The sequence below is a fragment of the Streptomyces sp. NPDC107546 genome (assembly GCF_055639175.1).
This window is the reverse complement of sequence record NZ_JBVKBA010000013.1, coordinates 139,237-164,428: the sequence shown is the minus strand read 5'-3', so window position 1 is coordinate 164,428 and position 25,192 is coordinate 139,237. Positions and strand designations below refer to the sequence as shown.

Annotated in this window: 22 protein-coding genes; 6 read left to right on the top strand and 16 right to left on the bottom strand. The window is 71.7% G+C overall.

Features of this window, described 5'->3' with window-relative positions; all coding sequences use genetic code 11:
- Positions 1–29: 29 nt before the first annotated feature.
- Positions 30–812, top strand: coding sequence for an IclR family transcriptional regulator (locus tag ACZ7L1_RS20905; protein ID WP_471439100.1), 783 nt, complete (start codon positions 30–32; stop codon positions 810–812).
- A 198-nt stretch (positions 813–1,010) separates the two neighbouring features.
- Complete coding sequence (locus ACZ7L1_RS20900) at positions 1,011–2,261, top strand: MFS transporter (protein ID WP_471439099.1); 1,251 nt, start codon at positions 1,011–1,013, stop codon at positions 2,259–2,261.
- Here the strand turns inward: ACZ7L1_RS20900 and ACZ7L1_RS20895 are convergent.
- From ACZ7L1_RS20895 to hrcA, 10 genes are all read right to left on the bottom strand, one after another.
- On the bottom strand, positions 2,225–3,217 hold the full coding sequence (locus tag ACZ7L1_RS20895) for an adenosine deaminase (protein ID WP_471439098.1): 993 nt from the start codon (positions 3,215–3,217) through the stop codon (positions 2,225–2,227). The genes ACZ7L1_RS20900 and ACZ7L1_RS20895 overlap by 37 nt on opposite strands.
- Before the next feature lie 20 nt (positions 3,218–3,237).
- On the bottom strand, positions 3,238–4,143 hold the full coding sequence (locus tag ACZ7L1_RS20890; RefSeq protein WP_471439096.1) for a ribonuclease Z: 906 nt from the start codon (positions 4,141–4,143) through the stop codon (positions 3,238–3,240).
- A 6-nt stretch (positions 4,144–4,149) separates the two neighbouring features.
- Positions 4,150–4,503: a histidine triad nucleotide-binding protein gene (locus ACZ7L1_RS20885; protein WP_471439094.1), complete on the bottom strand. Its 354-nt coding sequence runs from the start codon at positions 4,501–4,503 to the stop codon at positions 4,150–4,152.
- A 121-nt stretch (positions 4,504–4,624) separates the two neighbouring features.
- Complete coding sequence (locus ACZ7L1_RS20880) at positions 4,625–7,864, bottom strand: S41 family peptidase (RefSeq protein ID WP_471439093.1); 3,240 nt, start codon at positions 7,862–7,864, stop codon at positions 4,625–4,627.
- Between the two features lie 82 nt (positions 7,865–7,946).
- Positions 7,947–8,516, bottom strand: coding sequence for a hypothetical protein (locus tag ACZ7L1_RS20875; protein ID WP_471439092.1), 570 nt, complete (start codon positions 8,514–8,516; stop codon positions 7,947–7,949).
- 84 nt (positions 8,517–8,600) lie between these two features.
- Positions 8,601–8,993 carry a VOC family protein gene (locus tag ACZ7L1_RS20870; RefSeq protein WP_471439091.1) on the bottom strand — a complete coding sequence of 131 codons (393 nt, stop codon included), beginning with the start codon at positions 8,991–8,993 and terminating at the stop codon, positions 8,601–8,603.
- A gap of 44 nt (positions 8,994–9,037) precedes the next feature.
- Positions 9,038–9,787, bottom strand: coding sequence for a 16S rRNA (uracil(1498)-N(3))-methyltransferase (locus tag ACZ7L1_RS20865; RefSeq protein WP_471439089.1), 750 nt, complete (start codon positions 9,785–9,787; stop codon positions 9,038–9,040).
- Positions 9,784–10,857 (bottom strand): nitronate monooxygenase, encoded by a 1,074-nt coding sequence (locus tag ACZ7L1_RS20860; RefSeq protein ID WP_471439088.1) that lies wholly within the window; start codon positions 10,855–10,857, stop codon positions 9,784–9,786. Before ACZ7L1_RS20860 ends, ACZ7L1_RS20865 begins: the two co-directional genes overlap by 4 nt.
- A 247-nt stretch (positions 10,858–11,104) precedes the next feature.
- The gene (gene dnaJ, locus ACZ7L1_RS20855) at positions 11,105–12,241 is read right to left on the bottom strand and encodes a molecular chaperone DnaJ (RefSeq protein ID WP_471439087.1); all 1,137 of its coding nucleotides are present in this window, start codon (positions 12,239–12,241) and stop codon (positions 11,105–11,107) included.
- Positions 12,242–13,261, bottom strand: a complete 1,020-nt coding sequence (gene hrcA, locus ACZ7L1_RS20850) for a heat-inducible transcriptional repressor HrcA (protein WP_388986386.1) — start codon at positions 13,259–13,261, stop codon at positions 12,242–12,244.
- Positions 13,262–13,458: 197 nt separating this feature from the next.
- On the opposite strand from hrcA, the gene ACZ7L1_RS20845 reads away from it, so the two are divergent.
- A complete protein-coding gene (locus tag ACZ7L1_RS20845) occupies positions 13,459–14,202 on the top strand; it encodes an MBL fold metallo-hydrolase (protein ID WP_471439084.1) in 744 nt (247 codons plus the stop codon).
- A 54-nt stretch (positions 14,203–14,256) separates the two neighbouring features.
- Positions 14,257–15,069, top strand: a complete 813-nt coding sequence (locus tag ACZ7L1_RS20840; protein WP_471439083.1) for a DUF3097 domain-containing protein — start codon at positions 14,257–14,259, stop codon at positions 15,067–15,069.
- Here ACZ7L1_RS20840 and ACZ7L1_RS20835 read toward each other — a convergent pair.
- From ACZ7L1_RS20835 to ACZ7L1_RS20825, 3 genes are all read right to left on the bottom strand, one after another.
- The gene (locus ACZ7L1_RS20835; protein WP_471439082.1) at positions 15,047–15,187 is read right to left on the bottom strand and encodes a hypothetical protein; all 141 of its coding nucleotides are present in this window, start codon (positions 15,185–15,187) and stop codon (positions 15,047–15,049) included. The genes ACZ7L1_RS20840 and ACZ7L1_RS20835 overlap by 23 nt on opposite strands.
- Before the next feature lie 101 nt (positions 15,188–15,288).
- Positions 15,289–16,521, bottom strand: coding sequence for a radical SAM family heme chaperone HemW (hemW, locus tag ACZ7L1_RS20830; protein WP_471439081.1), 1,233 nt, complete (start codon positions 16,519–16,521; stop codon positions 15,289–15,291).
- 49 nt (positions 16,522–16,570) lie between these two features.
- Positions 16,571–18,502 carry a SpoIIE family protein phosphatase gene (locus ACZ7L1_RS20825; RefSeq protein WP_471439079.1) on the bottom strand — a complete coding sequence of 644 codons (1,932 nt, stop codon included), beginning with the start codon at positions 18,500–18,502 and terminating at the stop codon, positions 16,571–16,573.
- Between the two features lie 157 nt (positions 18,503–18,659).
- Between ACZ7L1_RS20825 and ACZ7L1_RS20820 the strand changes: the two genes are divergently transcribed.
- Positions 18,660–19,202 (top strand): response regulator, encoded by a 543-nt coding sequence (locus tag ACZ7L1_RS20820; protein ID WP_471439182.1) that lies wholly within the window; start codon positions 18,660–18,662, stop codon positions 19,200–19,202.
- Between the two features lie 6 nt (positions 19,203–19,208).
- Here the strand turns inward: ACZ7L1_RS20820 and ACZ7L1_RS20815 are convergent, their stop codons facing one another.
- Both ACZ7L1_RS20815 and lepA read right to left on the bottom strand, forming a co-directional pair.
- Positions 19,209–21,083 carry an AMP-dependent synthetase/ligase gene (locus ACZ7L1_RS20815; protein WP_471439077.1) on the bottom strand — a complete coding sequence of 625 codons (1,875 nt, stop codon included), beginning with the start codon at positions 21,081–21,083 and terminating at the stop codon, positions 19,209–19,211.
- A gap of 265 nt (positions 21,084–21,348) precedes the next feature.
- Entirely contained in the window at positions 21,349–23,217 is a 1,869-nt protein-coding gene (gene lepA, locus ACZ7L1_RS20810; protein ID WP_471439075.1) for a translation elongation factor 4, read from the bottom strand.
- Between the two features lie 288 nt (positions 23,218–23,505).
- On the opposite strand from lepA, the gene rpsT reads away from it, so the two are divergent.
- A complete protein-coding gene (gene rpsT / locus ACZ7L1_RS20805) occupies positions 23,506–23,772 on the top strand; it encodes a 30S ribosomal protein S20 (protein WP_263229852.1) in 267 nt (88 codons plus the stop codon).
- 423 nt (positions 23,773–24,195) lie between these two features.
- Here rpsT and holA read toward each other — a convergent pair whose 3' ends face one another.
- Positions 24,196–25,185, bottom strand: a complete 990-nt coding sequence (gene holA / locus ACZ7L1_RS20800) for a DNA polymerase III subunit delta (protein WP_471439074.1) — start codon at positions 25,183–25,185, stop codon at positions 24,196–24,198.
- Between the last annotated feature and the right edge of the window lie 7 nt (positions 25,186–25,192).

Genomic DNA, 25,192 nt, shown 5'->3' with positions numbered 1-25,192 from the left:
CGCACCGCCCGCCGCATTACCATCGCCGCATGTCCGACACAGGGGGCGTCCGCGAGGTCAAGTCGGCCGCACGCACGGTGGAGCTGCTCGAGGTACTCGCCGCGCGCGGCGACCGTCCGGCACGTCTGCAGGAGCTGGCGGACGAGCTCGGCGTACCGCGCAGCTCGATGTACGCCCTGCTGCAGACCCTGATCTCGCGGGGCTGGGTGCGGACGGACGTCACCGGCTCGCTGTACGGCATCGGCATCCACGCGCTACTGACCGGCACGAGCTACCTGGATTCCGACCCACGCGTGCGCCTCCTCCGCCCCTATCTGGACGAGGCGTCGGAGGCGCTCGGCGAGACGATCCACCTGGGACGACTGGACGGCGGGGACGTGGCGTATCTGGCGACGCGAGAGTCGCACGAATACCTGCGCACGATCAGCCGCGTGGGCCGGCGGCTGCCCGCGCACGCGGGCGCGCTCGGCAAGGCACTGCTGGCGCAGCGGCCGGACGAGGCGGTGCCACAGGGACCGTTCGAGCCCCTGACCGCCAACACGCACACGACGCGGGAGTCCCTGCTGACGGACCTCGCCGCCACGCGCGAGCGGGGCTATTCCATCGACCGGGAGGAGAGCGTCGTCGGCATCGCGGGCTTCGGCTTCGCCCTGCGCTACGACACCCCGGCACAGGACGCGATCAGCTGCTCGGTGCCGGTGGCCCGGCTGACGCAGGGTCATGAGGAGCGGATTGTCGCGGTGATGCGGGAGATCCGGGCCAGGATCGAAGGTGTCACGGTGAGCGGCGCGGGCGCTCCGCACTGGCGCTGAGGGCGACGGAAGAAAAAGAGAGCGACTGCCACTACCCGGCCTCATCAGGGCCAAACTCGAAAGTGACTCACATCACATACTCTGCGCTTCTTCTCGAACCGCGTGCTTGATACAAATACCCCGCACGTTCCTGTCGTTCGACGGACGGCGCCCCTCCTCCCTTTCTGAGCCGCTCTTTTCGCACGCCCTGGAACGCCCGTGTCCTCCCGCACCGCCCCGCCCTGGCCCCTCGTCGCCCTTTTCGCGGCCGGGTACCTCGCCTCCTACCTGCTGCCCACCACCGTCGGCAGGCTCGACTCCGGCCTTCCGCTCTCCGCCACCGAAGCCGGCTCCATCGGCAGTGCCCTGCTGCTGAGTTCGGCGACCGCGGGCTTCCTGCTCGCCGCGCACGTCCGCCGCATCGGGCCTCGCCGCCTCGCCCGCGCCGGGCTCCTGTGCGCCGCCGCCGGCTACGGCACGGCCGCCCTGAGCCACAGCATCCCCGTGGTCGTCGCGGGGGCGGTCGTCGGCGGGTTCGGCTCGGGGACGGTCACCACGGTCGCCGCGACCGGTATCGCCGCCCAGCACGACCCCCACCGCGCCTCCACGCTCGGCCTGTTCGGGGTCTCCGCGCTCGCGGGCGCCGTCTATCTGACGGTCCCCCACCTCGGCCCGGGCCACGGCCTCCCGCTCGCCGCTATCGCGCTCACCGCGCTGCTGGTGTGGCCCGCGACCGGTCGCCTCACCTCCGACGGCCCGGCCACCACGGCCACCCACGAGAGCGGCCGGCTGCCGCACCCGCGCTCGGGGCTGGTCCTGGCCGCCGGCATCCTGTGCTGGTCCCTCGCCCAGAACTCCCTGTGGGGCGTCAGCGGACGCATCGGCCTCACCCAGGCGCACCTCACGGAGGTCACCGTCGGCGCGGTCTTCGCGGTCGCGCTCGGCGCCGGGCTGCTCGGCGTGATGGGCGCGGGCGCGCTCGGCCCGCGCCTCGGCCGTGCGCTGCCCATCGGCGCGGGCACCGCGCTCATCGCCGGCTGCATCGCGGCCAGCGCGTCCGCGACCGGGCTCGGCACCTTCGCGACCGGCGAGATCGCCTGGAACACGCTGTACCCGATCGTGCTGTCGTATCTGATCGGCCTCGCCGCCTCCCTCGACGGGCGCGGCCGGTGGGCCGTCCTCGTCGGCTCCGCGTCCTCGCTCGGCACGGCGGCGGGCCCGCTGACCGGCAGTGTGCTGTCCGCTCAGGCGGGGTTCCCGGCGATGGGCGCGATCCTCGCCGCCGGGCTGCTCGCGGTCGCGTTCCCGTTGACCGCGGTCGCCCTGCGCACGGGGGGCCGCACGCCGCGGCCGGCCGCGGTGCGCCGTGGGTGGGGATCCCCCCAGCTCGAAGAGCTCGGGGGCGGCGCACCGGTCGTGGCCGTACCCGACGCCTACGAGAACGCGTACGCGTCCACCTCGGCGAGGTAGCTCGCCCGCCGCTCCTCGTCGTGCTCCAGGAAGGACGCGAGGAAGGAGTTGCGGGCCAGCTCGCGCAGCCGCTCCTCGTCGAGCCCCAGGGACGTGCGGACGGCGTCGAAGTTGTCGCCGGCGTAGCCGCCGAAGTAGGCGGGGTCGTCGGAGTTGACGGTGCACAGCAGCCCGGCGTCGAGCATGGCCGGCAGGGGGTGGTCCTCCAGGGCGTCGACGGCGCGCAGGCGGACGTTGGACAGGGGGCACAGGGTCAGCGGGATCCGCTCCCTCACGAGCCGCTCGACCAGGGCCGGGTCCTCCATGCAGCGCAGCCCGTGGTCGACGCGCTCGACACCGAGCACGTCGAGGGCCTCGGTGATGTACTCCGGCGGCCCCTCCTCCCCCGCGTGCGCCACGCGCCTGAGACCCAGGGCGGCGGCGGCCGCGTACACCTCGCGGAACTTGACCGGCGGATGCCCGACCTCGGCCGAGTCGAGACCGACACCGGTGATCCGGTCGAGGTACGGCCTCGCCGCTTCGAGCGTCTCCATGGCCGACTCGGCGGACTCGTCCCGCAGGAAGCACATGATCAGCTGGGTGGAGACGCCGTGGTTGTGCTCGCTGTGTCCGAGCGCCCGCCACAGCCCCTCCACCACCGTGCCCATGTCCACGCCGCGGGCGGTGTGGGCCTGCGGGTCGAAGAAGATCTCGGCGTGCCGCACGCCCTGCGCGGCGGCGCGCGCGAGGTAGGCGTTCGCGAGGTCCTCGAAGTCCCGCTCGGTGCGCAGGACGGCCATCAGCTCGTAGTACAGGTTCAGGAAGGACTGGAGGTCCTCGAAGGCGTAGGCCGCGCGCAGTGCGTCAGTGTCGGCGTAGGGCAGCTTCACACCGTTGCGGGCGGCCAGCTCGAAGGCCAGCTCGGGCTCCAGGGTGCCTTCGATGTGCAGGTGCAGTTCAGCTTTCGGGAGGGGCATCGAAGCATCGTACGGGGGCTTTACCGCCGTTTCGGAACCGGCACCCGCATCAGGTCGTGCGCCACGGTCAGCTCTCCCTGGAACCCGGCGGCACGCGCCTGCCGTTCGAACTCGTCCGGCTCGGTGTAGCGCTGGCTGAAGTGGGTGAGGACGAGATGCCGCACTCCGGCTTCCTCGGCGACACGTCCGGCCTGTCCGGCCGTCAGATGCCCGTGCTCGTCGGCGAGCCGGGCGTCCTCGTCCAGGAAGGTCGACTCGATGACGAGCATGTCGCAGCCGTCGGCGAGGGCGTGGACGCCGTCGCACAGCCGGGTGTCCATGACGAACGCGAACCGCTGCCCGCGCCGCACCTCGCTGACCTCCTCCAGCGACACGCCCCCGAGAGAGCCCTCCCGCTGGAGCCGTCCGACGTCGGGGCCTTTGATGCCGTGCGCCGCGAGCCGTTCGGGCAGCATGCGGCGCCCGTCCGGCTCGACGATCCGGTAGCCGTAGGACTCGACGGGGTGGGAGAGCCGGCGGGCCTGGAGCGTGTATGCGGAGGTGACGGCGAGGGGCCCGTCCGCGTCGACCGGCGCCTCGGTCAGGGAGACGGTCTCGCGGTACGCCGTCGCGTAGCGCAGCCGCTCGAAGAACCGGCGGCCCGACGTCGGGTAGTGCGCGGTGATCTCGTGGGGTACCTGGTCGAGGTTGATGCGCTGGATGACACCGGCGAGGCCCAGCGAGTGGTCGCCGTGGAAGTGCGTGACGCAGATCCGGTGCAGGTCGTGCGCGGCGACCCCGGCACGCAGCATCTGCCGCTGGGTGCCCTCGCCGGGGTCGAAGAGGATGCCCTCGCCGTCCCAGCGCAGCAGGTAGCCGTTGTGGTTGCGGTGTCGGGTCGGGACCTGGCTGGCGGTGCCGAGGACGACCAGTTCGCGTACGGACACGGCGCCTTATCCGGGGGGCCACTGCAGGCCGCGGCCGCCCAGGACGTGGGCGTGCGCGTGCCAGACGGTCTGGCCGGCGCCGCTGCCGGTGTTGAAGACGACGCGGTAGCTCTCGAGCTTCTCCTGCGCTGCGACCTCGCCGGCCTCGCGGAGCACGTCGGCGGTGATGGCCGGTTCGGCGGCGGCGAGGGCGGCGATGTCCCGGTGGTGCACCCGCGGGATGACCAGCACATGGGTCGGCGCCTGGGGGTTGATGTCCTGGAAGGCGACGGTGGTGTCGGTCTCCCGGACGATCGTCGCCGGGATCTGCCCCGCGACGATCTTGCAGAACAGGCAGTCGTCCTGCGGCTCTCCCGCCATGCGTGCCTCCTCACACGGACTGATCACTACGACGGCATGCTATCGGCACTCTCCACCCGCCCGCCCCGGGAGGGCGAGCGGGTGGAGAGCATCCGCCGCCCTTCCGGAGAGGGGCGGCGTATCACAGTGCCGGCAGCTCCGGGGGCTGTTTCGCCGGACGTTCCTCCAGTGCCGCCAGTGCCAGGCGGATCGCCTCGTCCAACTGCGTGTCGCGGCCCGCCGCGTGGTCCTGCGGGGCCTGGACCACCTCGACGTCGGGATCGACACCGTGGTTCTCCACGTCCCACCCGTACCCCTCCAGCCAGAAGGCGTACTTGGGCTGGGTCACCAGCGTGCCGTCGACCAGCCGGTACTTGCTGTCGATCCCGATGACACCGCCCCACGTCCGCGTCCCGACCACCGGACCGATGCCGAGCGCCTTGACGGCCGCGTTGACGATGTCGCCGTCCGAGCCGGAGAACTCGTTGGCGACCGCGACGACGGGCCCGCGCGGGGCGTCCTCCGGGTAGCTGTACGGCCGTAGCCCCCGCGGCAGGTCCCAGCCCACGATCCGCCGCGCCAGTTTCTCCACGACCAGCTGGGAGGTGTGGCCGCCCCGGTTCTCCCGCACGTCCACGATCAGCCCCTCCCGGGCGACCTCGACCCGCAGGTCGCGGTGAATCTGGGCCCAGCCGGGCGCCTGCATGTCCGGCACGTGCAGATACCCGAGCCGCCCGCCGGACCTCTCGTGCACGTACGCCCGCCGGTCCGCCACCCACGCGTGGTACCTGAGCGGCTCCTCGTCGGCGATCGGGACGACGACGGCGTACCGCAGGTCGCCCCCACCCGCCGGCGAGACCGTCAGCTCCACCGGTTTGCCGGCCGTCCCCACCAGCAGCGGCCCGGGCCCGGTCCCCGGATCCACCGGCCGCCCGCCGACCGCGACGATCGCGTCACCGGCCCGTATCGCCACCCCGGGTGCGGCCAGCGGTGCCTGGGCGTCGGGGTCGGAGGTCTCCGAGGGCAGCACCCGGTCGACACGCCAACTGCCGTCCGCGTGCCGGGAGATGTCGGCGCCGAGCAGTCCCTGCCGCCGGTCCTGGCCCGGTCCGTAGCCGTGGGGAAGGACGTACGCGTGCGAGGTGCCCAGCTCGCCCTGCACCTCCCACAGCAGGTCGACCAGGTCGTCGTGGGTGGCGACCCGCTCGAGCACCGGCCGGTACCGGTCCAGTACGCCGTCCCAGTCGACGCCGCCCAGGTCGGGCCGCCAGAAGTTGTCCCGCATGATCCGGCCGGTCTCGTCGAACATCTGCCGCCACTCGGCCGCCGGATCGACGGTCTGCCGGATGCGCGACAGGTCGACGGTGATGTTCGCGTCGGAGTCGTCGTCGTTCGGGGCGCGCCGGTCGCTGGGGACGACCTTGAGCTTGCCGTCGGTCCACAGCAGCACCCGCTTGCCGTCGCCGGTGACCGAGAAGTGGTCGGCGTCCGAGGCGAGGTGCTCGATGCGCTGCTGGATCAGGTCGTACCGCTCCAGCTCACTCCTGGGGTCGGGATCGTCGGGCGTGGCGCGGGAGGCGCCCAGGACGCCGCGCACCGGGTGCCGCAGCCACAGCACCCCGTCCTTGGCGGCGCGCAGCCCCGAGTAGCGCGCGGCCTCCACCGGGAACGGCACGATCCGGTCGGCGAGGCCCTCCAGGTCGACGCGGGTGGTCGGCGCGCCCTCGCTGTCGGGTGTCTCGTCCTTGTCGGGCGTCTCGAAGGGGCGGCCGTGCCGCTGCGGCCCGAACGGGGACGGGGTGGTCGCGGCGAGCGTGATCAGGTGCGGCCGGGAGCCGCCCACGAAGGCGAGGTCGAAGACGTGGTCGTCGTACACCGGGTCGAAGGAGCGCGCCGAGAGGAACGCGAGATGCTTGCCGTCGAGGGTGAACGCGGGCGCGTAGTCCCGGAACCGCAGCGGGGTCGCCTCGGTCACCGAGAGGTCGGCCGTGTTGGCGAGTTTGAGCTGCCGCAGCGGGCGCGGCCCGGGGTGCGACCAGGCCAGCCACGCCGAGTCGGGTGCGAAGACGAGCCCGCTGACCTCGCCGTCCTCGCTGCGGTCGACCTCGCGCACCTCGCCGCTGTCCCGTTCGACGAGCAGCACCCGCCCGTCGTGCGCGGCGACGGCCACCCTGCTGCCGTCGGGCGACACCGCGAGCCCCAGCACCCGCCCGAGCTGCCCGGCGGCGAGCCGTCGCGGGACCGCGCCGGGGGCGAGGCCGGTGGCGGGCGCGAACTCCAGCGCGTCGTCGCCCTCCGCGTCCGTCACCCACACCACACACTCCTCGCCGTCCGCGCGGAAGGTGTGCGGCAGCCGGGCGCGCACGCCGTGCTCGGCGGCGAGCGCGCGGGCGGGCCCCGAGCGGTGGGTCACCCAGTGGACGGCCCCGCGCACCGAGACGGCGCTGCCGCGCCCGGTGTGGTCGGGCGAGGCGGCCCCGAACCAGCGGGAGGCGTCGACCGGATACGGCTGGAGATCCACGCGCTGCCCGCCGAGCCGGATGTCGAGCGGCCTGGGCTCGGCGCCGTCGAGGTCGTCGAGGATCCACAGCCGGCCGGCGGAGGAGTACACGACCCGGGTGCCGTCGGTGGCCGCGTGCCGGGCGTAGAAGCCTCCCCCGCTCTCGACCTCGCTCGAGCGGGAGGTGCCCCCACCGGGCGTGTGCCGCCGCAGGTCGGAGCCGTCGGCGAGCGAGGAGTACAGCGCCCCGACGCCCTCGTGGTCACAGAGGAAGACGATACGGTCCCCCACCCACGACGGGTACTCGATGTTCCCGTCCAGGTCCTCGTGCAGCCGTACGAACTCGCCGTTGCCCTCACGGTCGATCCACAGCTTGCCGGCCGTGCCGCCCCGGTACCGCTTCCAGAGGGCGGCTTCGCGTGCCCCGGCGGACAGCAGCACGGTGTGCGGCCCGTACGCGACCTCGCCGACGGGCCCGTACGGCAGCGTGGTCGCCGGTCCCCCGTCGAGCGGTACGGCGTGCGCCCAGGTGCGGCGGAAGGAGGCCTGGCCGACCGCGCTGAGCGCGAGCACGTCCCCGTCGGGGGTCCAGCCGCGCACCTGGGTCTTCACGCTTCCCCAGTGGGTGAGGCGCTTGGCGGGTCCGCCGTCGATCGGCGCGATGTGCACCTCGGGGGCGCCGTCGCGGGTGGAGGTCCAGGCGACGGTCGTGCCGTCCGGGGAGATGCGGGGGTGGTTCACGGGTATGTTGTCGGCGCTGACCCGCCAGGCGCGGCCGCCGTCGAGTGGGGCGACCCAGACGTCGTCCTCGGCGGTGAAGGCGACCAACTCGCCGTGCAGATGCGGGAAACGGAGATACGCGGGCGCTGCGGACTGAGTCACCAGGTCACCCTAAGCAGCGAGCGCAGACCCGAACAGGGGGTTTTCCCACTTACCTGTGCCATGCCCGCACCGCTCGCGTCCCTCACTTGCCCTGAACCGGCCAGCAGGTGGGGTCGCCCTGGCACCAGATGGTCCTGGTGACGGTGACCGTGACCGTGGGCCCGGGCTGCCCGGGGCCGGTCGGGCGGCCGGCGGGCGGGCTGGGCGTGCCGCCCTGGCAGTTGCCGAGGCCGCTGACGTGGAACACCTCCCTGCCGCCCACGGTGGCCCTGAGGTCCCCGCGGACACACCTGCCGTCGACGGCGCGGGTGACCCGGCCCTTGACGGTGATGTCCTTGCCGTCGTCCGTCTGCCCCTTGCAGTCGACGGTGACGACTGCGGTCTCGCTCGCCGAGGGCGCCGAGCCGGGCGTGCCCGACGTACCGGTCCCGCCGCTGCCGTAGTCGCCCGAGCAGCTCAGCCAGCGCACCTTCACATGCTGCCGCTCCAGCTCCTTGGTGGCGGTCTGGTCCGTGGTGTACGCCACCGACGCGGAGCTGAGATCACCGGGCTGACAGGCCACGGCTCCGCCCACGGTCACCATCGCGAGGCCGGTGACCGCGGCGAGCCGCCGTGACCCGGGCCGTCGCCCAATGCGCCGCAATGCCCCCATGAAGGGCAGCGTGCCACTCCCGCGGCGGCGACGGTAGAGCGCATACGGTCACGTGAGCGCCCCGCCGTCAGCCTCCCCGCGCCGTCAACCGCGCAGCAGCAGCCACTGCTGAAGCTCCACCAGATTGCCCTCCGGGTCCTTGAGGTGGGCGACGCGCATACGGTCCGTCATCGGGGCCGGGCCGTGCAGCAGGGTCGCGCCGCGGGAGGTGATCTCGGCGCAGTACGCGTCCAGGTCGTCCACGCGCAGTACCACCAGCGAGCGGTGGCCCGTGGCCTCGTCGCCCAGTTCGCCGAGGACCTGGGCCATCAGCACCCGGTCCTGCAGCGCGATGCCCGCGGATCCGGTGGCCGGGCTGAACTTCTCGTACGGCCCGTCGGCCGCGCCCGACTGCGGCTTGAGACCGAGGACGTCGGCGTAGAAGCGGTAGCAGGCCGGGAAGTCCGTGACCAGCAGCCGCACTTGGGCGAGTTCCATGGCGTTCCCTTGGTGGCTCGATGGATTCGTTGAAGATCCGTGCGTCAGGACCAGCGGCCCGTGCGGCCGAGCAGCAGCGCGGCCGCCGCGGTGCCGGCGGTCGATGTACGAAGGACGCTACGCCCGAGGACGTACGCCTTCGCACCGGCTTCCCGGAACATTGCCAACTCCTCGGAGGAGATGCCTCCTTCGGGCCCGACGACCAGCACGATCTCACCCTTGGTGGGCAGTTGGGCGGTGGCGAGCGGCTCGCTGCCGTACTCGAAGTCCGAGTGGAGCACGGCGGCGAAGTCGGCCTTGGCGAGAAGTGCGGCAACCTGCTTGGTGGTCGCCGCGTCCGCGACCTCCGGGAAGCGCACCCGGCGCGACTGCTTGCCCGCCTCGCGGGCGGTGGCCCGCCACTTGCCGAGCGCCTTCAGCCCGCGGTCGCCCTTCCACTGGGTGATGCACCGGGAGGCCTGCCAGGGGACGATCGCATCGACGCCGACCTCGGTCATGGTCTCCACGGCCAGCTCACCGCGGTCGCCCTTGGGGAGGGCCTGGACGACGGTGATACGGGGAGACTCCACGGGCTCCTCGTTCACCCCGTGCATGTGCACGACCAACCGGTCCTTGCCCTCGGTGTCGACGACCTCGCACTCCGTCCACCGCCCGGCGCCGTCGGTCAGCACGACGGTCTCCCCCGGGCGCAGCCGCTTCACGGACACCGCATGGCGTCCCTCGGGGCCGTCGAGGACGTACCGGCCTGCGGGACCGGCGCGGAAGTCCTCCACCACGAACACCGGCGCCGTCATCGCCCGGCACCTCCCGCCGACAACGCTGTCGCCGCCTCCTGAACCTCCGCGACCAGCACCTCCACCAGCCGTCCGGCGGGCAGGTCCCGCGCCAGGCGGTGGCCCTGGCCCGCCCACAGCGCCATGCCCTGCGCGTCACCGGCCTTGGCGGCCGCCTTGCGCAGGGGGGAGGTGAGGTGGTGGACCTCGGGGTACGCGGCGGGCGCGTAGGGGCCGTGTTCGCGCATGAACCGGTTGACCAGACCGCGGGCCGGGCGTCCGGAGAACGCCCGGGTCAGCTCGGTCCGGACGAAGTGGGGGTCGGTCAGCGCCTGCTTGTGCGCGGGGTGCGCACCGGACTCGGGCGTGGCGAGGAACGCGGTGCCGAGCTGGGCGGCGCTCGCGCCCGCGGCGAGGACGGCGGCGATCTGGCTGCCGCGCATGATGCCTCCGGCGGCGACGACCGGAATGCTCACGGTCTCGCGGACCTGGGCGAGGAGCGGGAGCAGCCCGATGCCGGCGCCGTCGTTCTCGTGACTGTCCCGGTGGGTGCCCTGGTGGCCGCCGGCCTCGACGCCCTGCGCGATCACCGCGTCGGCGCCGGCCTCCTGCACGGCCAGGGCCTCGTCGGCGGTGGTCGCGGTGACCAGGGTGAGGGTGCCCAGGCGACGCAGGGAGTCCAGGACCTCCGGGGCCGGGACCCCGAAGTGGAAGGAGACCACCGGGACCGGGTCGTCCAGGAGGACGGCGAGTTTGGCGTCGTAGCCGTCGTCACGGCCGCTGTCGCGGTCGCCGAGCTCGGTCTCGTACCAGGTGGCCTCGCCGGCGAGCTGATTGGCATAGACCTCGACGGCGGCCGGGTCCGCGTACTCAGGCTGCGGCATGAAGACGTTCACGCCGAAGGGGCGGTGGGTCAGCCCGCGGAGCTGCTTGATCTCCTGGTACATCCCGTCGGCGGTCTTGTACCCGGCCGCGAGGAACCCCAGGCCACCGGCCTCGGACACGGCGGCGGCGAGCTGCGGCACGGAGGCGCCGCCGGCCATGGGGGCCTGCACGATCGGGTGCGGGAAGAGATCGGTCAGGGAGGACATGACGGCATGTTGTCACGTCTTTCGAACGAGTCCGAATCCACCGGTACCGTGGCATACGCCGGAGGAAAGAGAACGTATGAAGCCGGCCTGGAGCGGCGAAAATCAGCCCGTCCGGGGTTCCGCCTGCTCCACGAGGGTTGGGGAGATTGAGGACGAGGCCGTTCAGGTCGAAGCGGGGTCCGGGGGCGCAGCCCCCGGGAACGGCCACCCGGCGCCGGATGCCCCTCCAGCGCCGGGTGCCAACACGTCAGCGCCCGTTGAACGCGTCCTTCAACCGCGAGAACAGCCCCTGCTGCCCGGGCTGGAACTGACCCTGCGGCCGCTCCTCGCCGCGCAGCTTCGCCAGCTCGCGCAGGAGTCGCTCCTGCTCCGGATCCATCTTGGTGGGCGTCTGGACCTCGACGTGGACGATCAGGTCGCCCCGGCCACCGCCGCGCAGGTGCGTGACACCGCGGTTGTGCAGCGGGATCGACTGCCCGGACTGCGTACCGGGACGGATGTCGACCTCCTCCAGGCCGTCCAGCGTCTCCAGCGGCACCTTGGTGCCGAGGGCCGCCGCCGTCATCGGGATGGTGACCGTGCAGTGCAGGTCGTCGCCGCGGCGCTGGAAGGTCGTGTGCGGCAGCTCGTGGATCTCGACGTACAGGTCGCCGGCCGGACCGCCGCCGGGGCCGACCTCGCCCTCGCCCGCGAGCTGGATCCGGGTGCCGTTGTCGACACCGGCCGGGATCTTCACGGTGAGCGTCCGGCGCGAGCGCACGCGCCCGTCACCGGCACACTCCGGGCACGGGTTCGGGACGATCGTGCCGAAGCCCTGGCACTGCGGGCACGGCCGGGAGGTCATGACCTGGCCCAGGAAGGACCGGGTGACCTGCGAGACCTCACCGCGACCACGGCACATGTCACAGGTCTGCGCGGACGTACCGGGCGCGGCGCCCTCGCCGTTGCAGGTGTTGCAGACGACGGCCGTGTCGACCTGGATGTCCTTCGTCGTGCCGAAGGCCGCCTCGTCCAGCTCGACCTCGAGCCGGATCATCGCGTCCTGGCCCCGGCGGGTGCGCGAGCGCGGACCACGCTGCGACGCCGTGCCGAAGAACGCGTCCATGATGTCGGAGAAGTTCCCGAAGCCGCCCGCGCCGAAGCCACCCGCGCCGGCGCCGCCCGACTGGGACAGCGGGTCGCCGCCGAGGTCGTAGACCTGCTTCTTCTGCGGGTCCGAGAGCACCTCGTACGCGGCGTTGATCTCCTTGAACCGCTCCTGCGTCTTCGGATCGGGGTTGACGTCCGGGTGCAGCTCGCGGGCGAGCCGGCGGAACGCCTTCTTGATCTCTTCCTGCGACGCGTCGCGGCGCACGCCGAGTACGGCGTAGTAGTCCGTGGCCACTTACGACTCCGCCAGGATCTGTCCGACGTACCGTGCCACCGCTCGTACCGCTCCCATCGTTCCCGGGTAATCCATGCGGGTCGGTCCGACCACGCCGAGTTTCGCTACTGCCTCGCCGCCCGAACCGTAGCCCACGGAGACGATGGACGTGGAGTTGAGTCCTTCGTGCGCGTTCTCATGGCCGATACGTACCCGCATGGCCGGATCCTTCGCCTCACCCAGCAGTTTGAGGAGCACGACCTGCTCCTCCAGTGCCTCCAGGACGGGCCGGATGGTGAGAGGGAAGTCATGCGCGAAGCGGGTCAGGTTCGCAGTGCCGCCGATCATCAGCCGCTCCTCGGTCTCCTCCACGAGCGTCTCGAGGAGGGTGGAGAGCACCGTCGAGACCGTGCCGCGGTCCTCCGGCTCCTCGAACGCCTCGGGCAGATCCTGCACGAGCTGCGGGACGTCCGCGAAGCGGCGGCCGGCGACCCGGCTGTTGAGCCGCGCGCGCAGGTCCGCGAGCGACGTCTCGCCGAACGGCGCCGGGCAGTCGATCATGCGCTGCTCGACCCGGCCGGTGTCCGTGATCAGCACGAGCATCACACGCGCGGGTGCCATCGACAGCAACTCCACGTGGCGCACGGTCGAGCGTGTCAGCGACGGGTACTGCACCACGGCGACCTGCCGGGTGAGCTGTGCGAGCAGCCGCACCGTGCGCGCCACCACGTCGTCGAGGTCGACGGCGCCCTCCAGGAAGTTCTGGATGGCGCGGCGCTCGGGCGGGCTCATCGGCTTGACGGCCGCGAGCTTGTCGACGAAGAGGCGGTAGCCCTTGTCCGTGGGAATGCGTCCGGCGCTGGTGTGCGGCTGGGCGATGTACCCCTCCTCCTCCAGCGCGGCCATGTCGTTGCGGACGGTGGCCGGGGAGACGCCGAGGTTGTGCCGCTCGGTGAGGGCCTTGGAACCCACCGGCTCTTCGGTGCCCACGTAGTCCTGGACGATGGCGCGCAGCACCTCGAGCCTGCGTTCACTGAGCATCGCGCACACCTCCAGCGGTCATGTCCCCTTGACGCTTTCCCCTGGCACTCTGCGCTTGTGAGTGCCAGCATTCCCCGGCCCAGTGTACGGCTGTCGGGTACACACCCGGCAAGGGCGGGCGCCGGTGCCGTGCCGAGGTGTACCGACCTGTACCGGCCTGTCCTGCCGGGTCGGGCGGCTGCGGATAGCGTCGCCGTATGACGGTGCTGTGGGAAGGGTCCGGGTGGGAGGCGCTCAGTGCGCGCGTGGGGCGGGCCAGGCTTCCGGTCTGGGACTGCACGGCCGGGCTGGTGGTGGGCGACGACGCGGCGCTGCTGGTGGACGCCGGGTCGAGCCTGGCCGAGGGCGAGCGGTTGCGCGACGCGGCGGAGCGGCTGCTCGCGCCGCTCGGCGGAGACCGGCGTGTGACGCATCTCGCGCTCACCCATCCGCACTTCGACCATGTCTTCGGGGCGACGGCGTTCGCGGGCGCGCAGGTGTTCGGGGCGGTGGGCGTCGACGGGGTGCTCGCATACGGGCGGGGGGAACTGGTCACGGACGCGGTGCGCAACGGCCTGGATCCGGCGGAGGCGGCCGAGGCGGCTGACGCACTGGTCCGCCCGCACCACCAGGTCTCCGGCGAGTGGACGCTGGACCTGGGCGGGGTGCAGGTGCTGCTGGCGAACGTGGGGCCGGGCCACACGGCCCACGACCTGGTGGTGTTCGTCCCCGGGGAACCCGGGGAGTCGGAAGTGGTGTTCTGCGGGGACCTGGTGGAGGAGTCCGGCGAACCGCAGGCGGGCCCGGACGCGATCCCCTCGCACTGGCCGGCGGCGCTGGACCGGCTGCTGGAGCTGGGCGGGAAGGACGCGGTGTACGTGCCGGGGCACGGGGCGGTGGTGGATGCGGGGTTCGTACGGGCCCAGCGGGACGAACTGGCGGCCCGATTCGGCGTGTCGTAGCGATTCCCGGCGTGTCGTGGGACCTCCCGGTCGCCTTCTCCTATCGTCATCCGAATGCGCCAGTACTCTCCGGACCTGACCCCGCCGTGGAAGAAGCCCAAGCCCGTCCCGGAGGTCCCGGCGGAACCCGGCCTGGTGGTGGAGGAGCCGCGCACGGGGTTCTGCGGGGCGGTGATCCGCTGCGAGGCCGGCACGGTGACGCTGGAGGACCGCTTCGGCAAGCACCGGGTGTTCCCGCTGGAGCCGGGGGGCTTCCTGCTGGAGGGCCGGACGGTGACCCTGGTCCGTCCCAAGCCCTCGGTGCAGCGCCCCACGCGCACGGCGTCGGGCTCGGTGGCCGTCCCGGGGGCGCGCGCGAGGGTGGCCCGCGCCGGCCGGATCTATGTGGAGGGCCGCCACGACGCGGAGCTGGTCGAGAAGGTCTGGGGCGACGACCTGCGCATCGAGGGCGTGGTGGTGGAGTACCTGGAGGGCGTCGACGACCTGCCGTCCATCGTCGCGTCCTTCGCCCCGGGCCCGGACGCCCGCCTCGGGGTCCTGGTGGACCACCTGGTGCCGGGCACGAAGGAATGGCGCATCGCGCAGTCGGTGACGAGCGAGCACGCGCTGGTGGTCGGACACCCGTACATCGACATCTGGGAGGCGGTGAAGCCTGCGGCATTGGGGATCGAGGCATGGCCGCGGATTCCGCGCGGCCAGGACTGGAAGACGGGGGTGTGCCGAGCGCTGGGGTGGCCGTCGGACAACACCGGCGCGGTGTGGCAGGCGATCCTGAAGCGGGTGGGGTCTTACAAGGACCTGGAGCCGGAGTTGTTGGGGAGGGTGGAGGAGTTGATCGACTTCGTCACGGGTAGCGGTGGGGTTTGACGTTGCGCGCCGGGTTCGGGCTGGCCATCATCATGATTTCCCCCGGCAGAGGCTCCACCTTGAGTCCGTCGGGCGGCTCGAACCCCTCGAGGAACTCTGCGACTCCACGTTCGTCCACAGCTCTCCGTGGCCTCCACATCCGCCGCGTCCTTTTTGCGGCAGCCTACGAACGAGGTTGGGGACCGAACCCCGTTCCACTGGGATTCACCCCCGGAGTGATCAGTCCACCAGGTCCCGCACCACCGCATCCGCCAGCAGCCGCCCCCGCAGTGTGAGTACGGCCCGCCCCTCCTCGTACGGACCGGCCTCCAGCAGCCCCTCCCCCAGCGCCCGCCGCGAAGCCGCGAGCCCCTCCTCCCGCAGCAGCGCCAACGGCACCCCCTCCCGAAGCCGCAGCTCCAGCAGGACCCGCTCCACCCGGCGGTCCTCCTCCGACAGGACCTCCCGCCCGGCTCCCGGCGACCGCCCGGCCGCCAGTGCCGCCGCGTACGCCCCCGGATGCTTCACGTTCCACCAGCGGACGCCCCCCACGTGGCTGTGCGCCCCCGGACCCGCGCCCCACCAGTCCGCGCCTCGCCAGTACAGCTCGTTGTGCAGGCAGCGACCGGCGGTCGACGTGGCCCAGTTCGAGACCTCGTACCAGTCGTAGCCCGCCGACCCCAGCACCTCGTCCGCGATCAGGTACCGGTCCGCGTGCACGTCGTCGTCCGTCGTCGGGATCTCCCCGCGGCGGATGCGGCGCGCGAGCTGCGTGCCCTCCTCCACGATCAGCGCGTACGCCGAGATGTGGTCCGGAGCCGCCTCCAGCGCCGCTTCCAGGGAGGCCCGCCAGTCGTCGTCCGACTCCCCCGGTGTGCCGTAGATCAGGTCGAGGTTCACGTGTTCGAAGCCCGCCGCCCGCGCCTCCGCGACGCAGGCCTCGGGACGGCCCGGGGTGTGGGTGCGGTCCAGGATCTTCAGGACGTGCGGGCGGGCGCTCTGCATGCCGAAGGAGATCCGGGTGAAGCCGCCGTCGCGGAGGGTGGTCAGATACGCCGGGTCGACCGACTCCGGGTTCGCCTCCGTCGTCACCTCCGCGTCCTCCGCGAGGCCGAACTCGTCGCGGATCGCCCCCAGCATCCGTACGAGGTCCTCCGCCGCCAGCAGCGTCGGGGTACCGCCCCCGACGAAGACCGTGCGCACCTCGCGCGGGTCGTCGCCCAGCACCTTGCGGGCCAGGCGGACCTCGTCGATCAGGGTCGACGCGTAGTTGTCCCGGGAGGCGAGGACGCCTCCCGTGCCCCGCAGCTCCGTCGCCGTGTACGTGTTGAAGTCGCAGTAGCCGCAGCGCGTCGCGCAGTACGGCACATGGAGGTAGAACCCGAGGGGGCGCTCGGCGGACCCGGCGAGCGCGTGCGCGGGCAGCGCGCCGTCGTCGGGGACCGGTTCGCCGTCGGGGAGTGCGGAAGGCATGTCCTCCATTGTCCCGTACTGCCAGAAGTCCTCATTCCGCCGGAGGTCCTCATTCCGCCTGCAGCACCAGCAGCGCCAGATCGTCCTCCGGTGGCCTTCCCCCGAACTCGTGCACCAGCGTCCTGATCCGCTCGGCGACCAGCTCGGCGTTCATCCCGGCGCAGCCCGCCAGGGCCGCCGCGAGCCCGTCGCCGTCGTCGAACTGGCGGGACCCGCTGCGCCGCTCGGTCACCCCGTCGGTGACGCACAGCAGCGTGTCGCCGGAGCGCAGCTCGAAGGTCTCGCACGTGTACGTCTCGTCCTCGACGACCCCCAGCAGCGTCTGCGGCTGGGCCACGGCCCGTACGTCACCGTCCGGGCCGAGCAGCAGCGGCAGCGGATGCCCGGCCGACGCGAGCGTGCAGCGCACTCCGCCGTCGAAGGGGACCAGTTCCCCGTAGAGAAGGGAGAGGAAGCGGGCGTGGGGACCCTCGTCGGCGACCGGCATCGGTGTGCCCGCCGCGACCAGCGCCCGCGCCGCCGCGTCGGACGCCTCCGTGGCGTCGTCGAGCAGGAGCTGGTTGAGGCGGTCCAGGACGTCGGGGACGTCGTAGCCCTCGCGTGCCAGCAGCCGCAGCCAGGGCCGGGCGAGCCCGATCACGACCGCGGCCTCCGGTCCCTTGCCCTGGACGTCGCCGAGCGCGAAGCACCACCGTCCGTGGCCGGCGGGGAAGATGTCGTAGAAGTCACCGCTCGGTCCGCCCATGTCGCACGGCTCGTACACGAGTGCGCTGCTCACCCCGGGGATCTCGGCGACCGCGCCCGGCAGCAGGCCGCGCTGGAGCACCCGGCTGATGGTGGCCTGGCGCGCGTACTGCCGGGCCGCCCCGATGGCCAGCGCCACCCGGCGGCTGAGGTCCTCGACGAGTCCGGTGATCTCGTCGGGGAAGCGCAGCAACCCGGCCCGCCCGATGACGAGCGTCCCGAGCGGCCGCCCGCCCGCGATCAGCCGGTAGGCGAGCGCCGCGCCGGTCGCGCCCCGCGGGCCCAGCGCCTCGCCGGGCCAGGGTACGGGCACCGCCCGGGAACGCACCGACTCGGGCAGCCGGGGCGGGTCCTTCTCCAGGGCCCGGCGCAGCTCCTCGATGCGGTTCTCGCTGCCGTGCCAGACACGGGCGAGCCGTGGCCCGGCCGCGACCGGCGCCGAAGGGCCGCGCCAGCCGGTCGCCTCGTCCTCCAGCCACACGGCGCACCAGTCGGCGAGCCGGGGCACGATCAGCTGCCCGGTGAGCGCGGCGACCAGGTCCTCGTCGAGCTGCCCGGCGAGCAGGTCGGACGCCTCGGCCAGGAAGGACAGCGCACCGCGGCCCCGCCACTCCCGGTCGTGCTGGCCGCGCCCGGGTTCGGCGAAGGCGGAGAGTTCGGGCCCCAGTATCTCGGCCGGGCTCAGCCCGCGTCCCAGGGCGCTGTCTCCGGCGTACACCTCGATCCCGTCCTGGGCGTCCAGTGCGGCGTGCAGGGGAACCAGCGCCCAGACGGTCTTGGCACCGGTGCGGTAGGTGATCCCCCAGGCCGTGGAGAGGGAGGAGACGAGGCGCAGTCCGCGGCCGTACTCCGGTATGCCGTACGGGCGGTCGGAGCCGTCGTCGCGTACGGCGCGGGAGGGGTGGTGGTCGGAGACCTCGACGAAGATCCCGGGCGGCTCGTCCTGCGCGTCCATGAGGCGGCAGACCAGCTCGACATCCGTGCCGGCGTGCACGACGGCGTTGGTGACGAGTTCGCTGACGACGAGCAGGGCGTCGTCGGCCGGCCGATCGGTGACGGAGTCGGCCCCGGCGGCCCGGTGCCACTCGCTGAGGGCGCCGCGCAGGAGGCGGCGGGCGTTGCCGGCGGCGAGCGGGCTGCCGGACAACGTCACCCGCACCAACGTGCGCAGACCTGCTGACTCGAGCACGTCGGGGGCGCGGGAGGCGGTCTCCCGTTGGGTGGGAATGGGCCCCATGGACAGCTCCCCGGGCAGTTCGGTCGAATGAGCCTGTGGCGATGCGGACAGGGTGACAGACTGGCCCCGCCCATACGCACCGAGTTACCGAAGTGGCCCGCCATGAGTGAGAACCGTGCTACCCATGTGGTCGAAGACGGACAGATTCGAGCAGGGCATGACTCCTGAGAAGACGTCCGACGACAGCGCGGGGATCCTCCTCGTCGACGACATGGAGGACAACCTGACCGCGCTGGAGGCCGTGCTGCGCTCGCTCAACGAGCCGCTGGTGCGCGCGCGTTCGGGCGAGGAGGCGATGAAGGCGCTGCTGGAGCGCCGGTTCGCGGTGGTCCTGCTGGACATCCGCATGCCGGGCATGGACGGTTTCGAGACGGCCGCGCACATCAAACGCCTGGACCGGACCAAGGACGTCCCGATCGTCTTCCTGACCGGCTCGGACGCGGAGGCCGGGTATGCCTTCCGGGGGTACGCGACGGGGGCCGCGGACTATCTGACGAAACCGTTCGATCCGTGGGTGCTGCGGGCCAAGGTGACGGTGTTCCTCGATCTGTACCGCAGGAACAGGCGGTTGGAGCGGCTGCGGGAGGGCCTGGCCGAGCTGGAGGAACGCCTGTCGGCGGACGAACTCCCGGACCCGGCGGAACTACAGCGCCGGGTCCGGGAGTTACAGCAGTGGGCGGCCGGGGGGCAGGCGCCCTGACACCCCCTACGCTTCGCGCGTCCCCGCGTACATCTCGTCGATCAGGTCCTTGTACTCCCGTTCGACCACCGGCCGCTTCAGCTTCAGGCTGGGCGTGATCTCCCCGTGCTCCACATCGAGGTCGCGCGGCAGCAGCCGGAACTTCTTGATGGTCTGCCAGCGCTGGAGGCCCTCGTTGAGCTGCTTGACGTAGCCGTCGACCATCTCGACCGTCTGCGGGGCGGCCACGACCTCGGCGTAGGACTTGCCCTCCAGGCCGTTCTCCTTCGCCCACTCCAGGATCGCGGCCTCGTCGAGCGCGATGAGCGCGGTGCAGAAGTTACGGTCGGCGCCGTGCACGAGGATGTTGGAGACGTACGGGCACACCGCCTTGAACTGTCCCTCGACCTCGGCGGGCGCGATGTACTTGCCGCCGGAGGTCTTGATGAGGTCCTTCTTGCGGTCGGTGATGCGCAGATACCCGTCGGGCGACAGCTCGCCGATGTCACCGGTGTGGAACCAGCCGTCCGGCTCCAGCACCTCGGCGGTCTTCTCGGGCAGCCCGTGGTAGCCCTCCATGATGCCGGGGCCGCGCAGCAGGATCTCGCCGTCGTCCGCGATGCGCACCTCCGTGCCGGGCAGCGGCTTGCCGACCGTGCCCGTGCGGTAGGCCTCGCCCGGGTTGACGAAGGAGGCCGCGGAGGACTCGGTGAGGCCGTAGCCCTCCAGGACGTGGATACCGGCGCCCGCGAAGAAGTACCCGATCTCGGGCGCGAGGGCGGCCGAGCCGGAGACGCAGGCGCGCAGCCGGCCGCCGAACGCCTCGCGGATCTTGGCGTAGACGAGGGTGTCCGCGACCTTGTGCTTGGCGCCGAGGCCGAACGGCACGGCGTGGGTGCCGGTGCGGCGGAAGTTGTCCTGCGAGACCTTGGCGTACTCGCGGGCGACCTCGGCCGCCCACTGGAAGATCTTGTACTTGGCCGGGCCGCCCGCCCGGGCCTTGGCCGCGACGCCGTTGTAGACCTTCTCGAAGATGCGCGGCACGGCGGCCATGTACGTCGGCTGCACCACCGGCAGATTCTCGATGATCTTGTCGACACGGCCGTCGACGGCGGTGACGTGCCCGACCTCGATCTGACCGGAGGTGAGCACCTTGCCGAAGACGTGGGCGAGCGGCAGCCACAGGTACTGCACGTCCTCGGGACCGAGCAGCCCGGTCGCGGCGATCGCCTTCGCCATGTACGCCCAGTTGTCGTGCGGCAGACGCACGCCCTTGGGGCGGCCGGTGGTACCGGAGGTGTAGATGAGCGTGGCGAGCTGGTCCTTGGTGATCGCGCCGACCCGTTCCTTGATCAGCTCGGGGTGCTTCTCCAGGTAGGCGGCCCCGCGCTGCTCCAGTTCGGCCAGGGTGAGCACCCCGTCGCCGGTCTCGGCGCCCGCCGGGTCGATCACCACGACGTGGGTCAGGGCGGGCAGCTCGTCGCGCTTCTGCTGTGCCTTGGCGAGCTGCTCGGCGTTCTCCGCGACGAGGACCTTGCTCTGGGAGTCGGAGAGGATGAAGGCCGACTCCTCGGCGTTGGTCTGCGGGTAGATGGTGGTCGTGGCGGCACCGGCGCACAGGATGCCGAGGTCGGCGAGGATCCACTCGACCCGGGTGGAGGAGGCGAGGGCGACGCGCTGCTCGGGCTGGACGCCCAGTTCGATGAGCCCGGCCGCGATCGCGTGGACCCGCTCGGCGGCCTCGGCCCAGCTCAGCGACTTCCAGTCGTCGGGGCCCTCGCCGGAGGCCGGGGGTACGGGGTAGCGGTAGGCCTCGGCGTCCGGCGTGGCCGCCACGCGCTCCAGGAAGAGCGCCGCCACGGAGGGCGGACGGTTCTCGATCAAAGTCTGTGTGTCGCTCACGACATCCTCCGGGGCCCGCGGCGGTGCGGCTGGCTGGCTCATTGCTGCTGGATCGTTGCGGCTGCGGTCACTCGAGACCTTTTGTTTAACTCACGAGTAACCTCGAGCAGGCATCAGGGTAGAGCCCGACCGGCCGGTTCGTAAGGGGCGGTGGCCTGTCGTTTCGTACACAGAGCGACCGGGCGCACGCACAGGGGCCCGCCGCGCTTTCACACGACGGGCCCCGTACCGCCCGGTTTGCCGGGGTCATCGTGGGAGACCCGGGTTACTTCTTGCCCTTGCCCGACCCCGCGCTGTCATCACTGGAGAGCACCGCGATGAAGGCTTCCTGCGGAACCTCCACGGAACCCACCATCTTCATCCGCTTCTTGCCCTCCTTCTGCTTCTCCAGCAGCTTCCGCTTACGGGAGATGTCACCGCCGTAGCACTTGGCGAGGACGTCCTTGCGGATGGCGCGGATGGTCTCGCGGGCGATCACGCGGGAGCCGATGGCGGCCTGCACCGGCACCTCGAAGTTCTGCCGCGGGATCAGTTCCTTCAGCTTGGCGACGAGCCGGACGCCGTACGCGTACGCCTGGTCCTTGTGGGTGATCGCCGAGAAGGCGTCGACCTTGTCGCCGTGCAGCAGGATGTCCACCTTGACAAGTGAGCTGCTCTGCTCGCCCGTGGGCTCGTAGTCCAGGGAGGCGTACCCGCGCGTCTTGGACTTCAGCTGGTCGAAGAAGTCGAAGACGATCTCGGCGAGCGGCAGCGTGTAGCGGATCTCGACGCGGTCCTCGGAGAGGTAGTCCATGCCGAGGAGAGCGCCGCGGCGGGTCTGGCACAGCTCCATGATCGCGCCGATGAACTCGGTGGGCGCGAGGATCGTCGCCCGTACGACCGGCTCGTACACCTCGGCGATCTTCCCCTCGGGGAACTCGCTCGGATTGGTGACCGTGATCTCTTCGCCGTCCTCCATGATCACGCGGTAGACCACGTTCGGCGCGGTGGCGATCAGGTCGAGCCCGAACTCGCGCTCGAGCCGCTCGCGGATCACGTCGAGGTGCAGCAGTCCGAGGAAGCCGACCCGGAAGCCGAAGCCCAGGGCGGCGGAGGTCTCCGGCTCGTAGACGAGGGCGGCGTCGTTGAGCTGGAGCTTGTCGAGGGCCTCGCGCAGGTCGGGATAGTCGGAGCCGTCGAGCGGATACAGACCCGAGAAGACCATGGGCTTCGGGTCCTTGTAGCCGCCCAGCGGCTTCTCGGCGCCCTTGACCTGGCTGGTGATGGTGTCACCGACCTTGGACTGGCGGACGTCCTTCACCCCGGTGATGAGGTAACCCACCTCACCGACCCCGAGGCCGTCGGCACCGAGCATCTCGGGCGAGTTGACACCGATCTCCAGCAGCTCGTGCGTGGCGCCGGTGGACATCATCCGGATGCGCTCGCGCTTGTTGAGCTGGCCGTCGACGACACGGACGTAGGTGACGACGCCGCGGTAGGAGTCGTAGACGGAGTCGAAGATCATCGCGCGCGCGGGCGCGTCGGCCACGCCGACCGGGGCCGGGACCTGCTCGACGACCTTGTCCAGCAGCGCTTCGACGCCGAGGCCGGTCTTGGCGGAGACCTTCAGCACGTCGCCGGGATCGCAGCCGATGAGGTTGGCGAGCTCCTCGGCGAACTTCTCCGGCTGCGCGGCCGGCAGGTCGATCTTGTTGAGGACGGGGATGATCGTGAGGTCGTTCTCCATCGCCAGGTAGAGGTTGGCGAGGGTCTGCGCCTCGATGCCCTGGGCGGCGTCGACGAGGAGGACGGTCCCCTCGCAGGCGGCGAGGGACCGCGAGACCTCGTAGGTGAAGTCGACGTGCCCCGGGGTGTCGATCATGTTCAGGATGTGCGTGTTGCCCGGATCGTGAGTGGGGGCCCAGGGCAGCCGCACGGCCTGGGACTTGATCGTGATGCCGCGCTCGCGCTCGATGTCCATGCGGTCGAGGTACTGAGCGCGCATCTGCCGCTGCTCGACGACGCCGGTCAACTGGAGCATCCGGTCGGCGAGCGTGGACTTGCCGTGGTCGATGTGCGCGATGATGCAGAAGTTGCGGATCAGAGCCGGGTCGGTACGGCTCGGCTCGGGCACATGGCTAGGGATCGCGGGCACGCAGGGTCCTGATTCTTGAGGCGTCCGCAGTGTCTGCGGTCTCGGGTCGGATCGATACGTAGCCTCCATGGTCCCACGCGCGCGGGGCTACGACCGGTTTTGGGCCGTGCTGGAGGCGGTGGAACGGGTGGCCAGGGCAGGCCTCGCGGCCGGTTTGGGCGGGCCAGAGGGCGGCTGGTAGCCTGGGTGGCTGTGTCTCATGCCCTCTCAGCGCGAGACACGACTTCAAGAAATCACCGGCGCGTGAGACGTTCAGTCTCGCGTGCCTGAACCTGTAAAGGCTCATTCGTGGCGAACATCAAGTCCCAGATCAAGCGGAACAAGACGAACGAGAAGGCGCGCCTGCGCAACAAGGCCGTCAAGTCCTCGCTCAAGACCGCGATCCGCAAGGCTCGCGAGGCCGCTGCCGCGGGCGACGTCGAGAAGGCCACCGAGCTCCAGCGCGCCGCCGCGCGTGCGCTCGACAAGGCCGTCTCCAAGGGCGTCATCCACAAGAACCAGGCCGCCAACAAGAAGTCGGCGCTGGCCACCAAGGTCACGACCCTCAAGGGCTGACCCCCTCCTTTTGATCTGAACTGATCCAACCGCCGGAAGGACCCAGAGCGGGCCCTCTCTCATCCGCTCCCGACCGGCACCCCGAGTTCGTACGCGGCCTGCGTTCGCCACGCGGGTACGGACTCAACTGCTTGAACCGAAGGCCCCGCCGCCCGCCCTTCCCCAGGACGGAGTGCGCGGGGCCTTCGGTGTGGGGAACCACGCGGCACGTGAGGCGATGTCGACACGTGAAGCGATGTCGGCACGGGAAGCCACGTCGGCACGGGAAGCCACGTCGGCACGGGAAGCCACGTCGGCACGGGAAGCGATGTCGGCACGGGAAGCCACGTCGGCACGGGAAGCGATGTCGGCACGGGAAGCCACGTCAGTCGGCAGGGTCGGCCACGGCATGGGCGGCCGCGGGTGGGCGGGCCGTGCTCTTCGTTATCCGCGCCCCCGGGACCGCGCCGCTCGGGCGATCGTCACCACGGCCTTCTCCAGCGCGTACTCCGGGTCGTCCCCGCCGCCCTTCACGCCCGCGTCCGCCTCGGCCACCGCGCGCAGCGCGACCGCGACCCCCTCCGGTGTCCAGCCCCGCATCTGCTGCCGGACCCGGTCGATCTTCCACGGCGGCATGCCCAACTCCCGGGCGAGGTCCGCCGGACGCCCGCCCCGGGCCGAGGAGAGCTTGCCGATCGCCCGCACACCCTGCGCCAGCGCGCTCGTGATCATCACCGGCGCCACGCCTGTCGCCAGCGACCACCTCAGCGCCTCCAGCGCCTCCGCCGCCCGCCCCTCGACCGCCCGGTCCGCGACCGTGAAGCTGGAGGCCTCGGCCCGCCCGGTGTAGTACCGCCCGACCACCACCTCGTCGATCGTGCCCTCGACGTCCGCGGTGAGCTGCGCCACCGCGGACGCCAGCTCCCGCAGGTCACTGCCGATCGCGTCGACCAGCGCCTGACACGCCTCGGGCGTCGCCGAACGCCCCAGCGTGCGGAACTCGCCCCGCACGAACGCCAGCCGGTCCGCCGGCTTCGTCATCTTCGGGCACGCCACCTCCCGGGCGCCCGCCTTGCGCGCGGCGTCGAGCAGGCCCTTGCCCTTGGCGCCGCCCGCGTGCAGCAGCACCAGGGTGATCTCCTCGGCGGGCGAGGTGAAGTACCCCTTGAGTTCCTTGATCGTGTCGGCCGGAAGATCCTGTGCGTCGCGTACGACCACGACCTTGCGCTCGGCGAAGAGCGACGGGCTCGTCAGCTCGGCCAGCGTGCCGGGCTGCAACTGGTCCGGGGTCAGGTCCCGTACGTCCGTGTCGGCGTCGGCGGCCCGGGCGGCGGCCACCACCTCCCGCACGGCACGGTCGAGCAGGAGGTCCTCCTGGCCCACGGCAAGGGTGACGGGGGCGAGAGGGTCGTCATTCGCGGTCTTCTTGGCCATCACGGAC

Coding starts and splice junctions, on each gene's coding strand:
- ACZ7L1_RS20885 (WP_471439094.1), bottom strand. CDS start 4,503: ATGGCGGGAGAGCCGCAGGACGACTGCCTGTTCTGCAAGATCGTCGCG.
- ACZ7L1_RS20825 (WP_471439079.1), bottom strand. CDS start 18,502: ATGGGGCCCATTCCCACCCAACGGGAGACCGCCTCCCGCGCCCCCGAC.
- ACZ7L1_RS20840 (WP_471439083.1), top strand. CDS start 14,257: ATGCGCCAGTACTCTCCGGACCTGACCCCGCCGTGGAAGAAGCCCAAG.
- ACZ7L1_RS20820 (WP_471439182.1), top strand. CDS start 18,660: ATGACTCCTGAGAAGACGTCCGACGACAGCGCGGGGATCCTCCTCGTC.
- ACZ7L1_RS20865 (WP_471439089.1), bottom strand. CDS start 9,787: ATGACGGCGCCGGTGTTCGTGGTGGAGGACTTCCGCGCCGGTCCCGCA.
- hrcA (WP_388986386.1), bottom strand. CDS start 13,261: ATGCTCAGTGAACGCAGGCTCGAGGTGCTGCGCGCCATCGTCCAGGAC.
- holA (WP_471439074.1), bottom strand. CDS start 25,185: ATGGCCAAGAAGACCGCGAATGACGACCCTCTCGCCCCCGTCACCCTT.
- ACZ7L1_RS20870 (WP_471439091.1), bottom strand. CDS start 8,993: ATGGAACTCGCCCAAGTGCGGCTGCTGGTCACGGACTTCCCGGCCTGC.
- ACZ7L1_RS20905 (WP_471439100.1), top strand. CDS start 30: ATGTCCGACACAGGGGGCGTCCGCGAGGTCAAGTCGGCCGCACGCACG.
- hemW (WP_471439081.1), bottom strand. CDS start 16,521: ATGCCTTCCGCACTCCCCGACGGCGAACCGGTCCCCGACGACGGCGCG.
- ACZ7L1_RS20860 (WP_471439088.1), bottom strand. CDS start 10,857: ATGTCCTCCCTGACCGATCTCTTCCCGCACCCGATCGTGCAGGCCCCC.
- ACZ7L1_RS20875 (WP_471439092.1), bottom strand. CDS start 8,516: ATGGGGGCATTGCGGCGCATTGGGCGACGGCCCGGGTCACGGCGGCTC.
- ACZ7L1_RS20895 (WP_471439098.1), bottom strand. CDS start 3,217: ATGCCCCTCCCGAAAGCTGAACTGCACCTGCACATCGAAGGCACCCTG.
- ACZ7L1_RS20845 (WP_471439084.1), top strand. CDS start 13,459: ATGACGGTGCTGTGGGAAGGGTCCGGGTGGGAGGCGCTCAGTGCGCGC.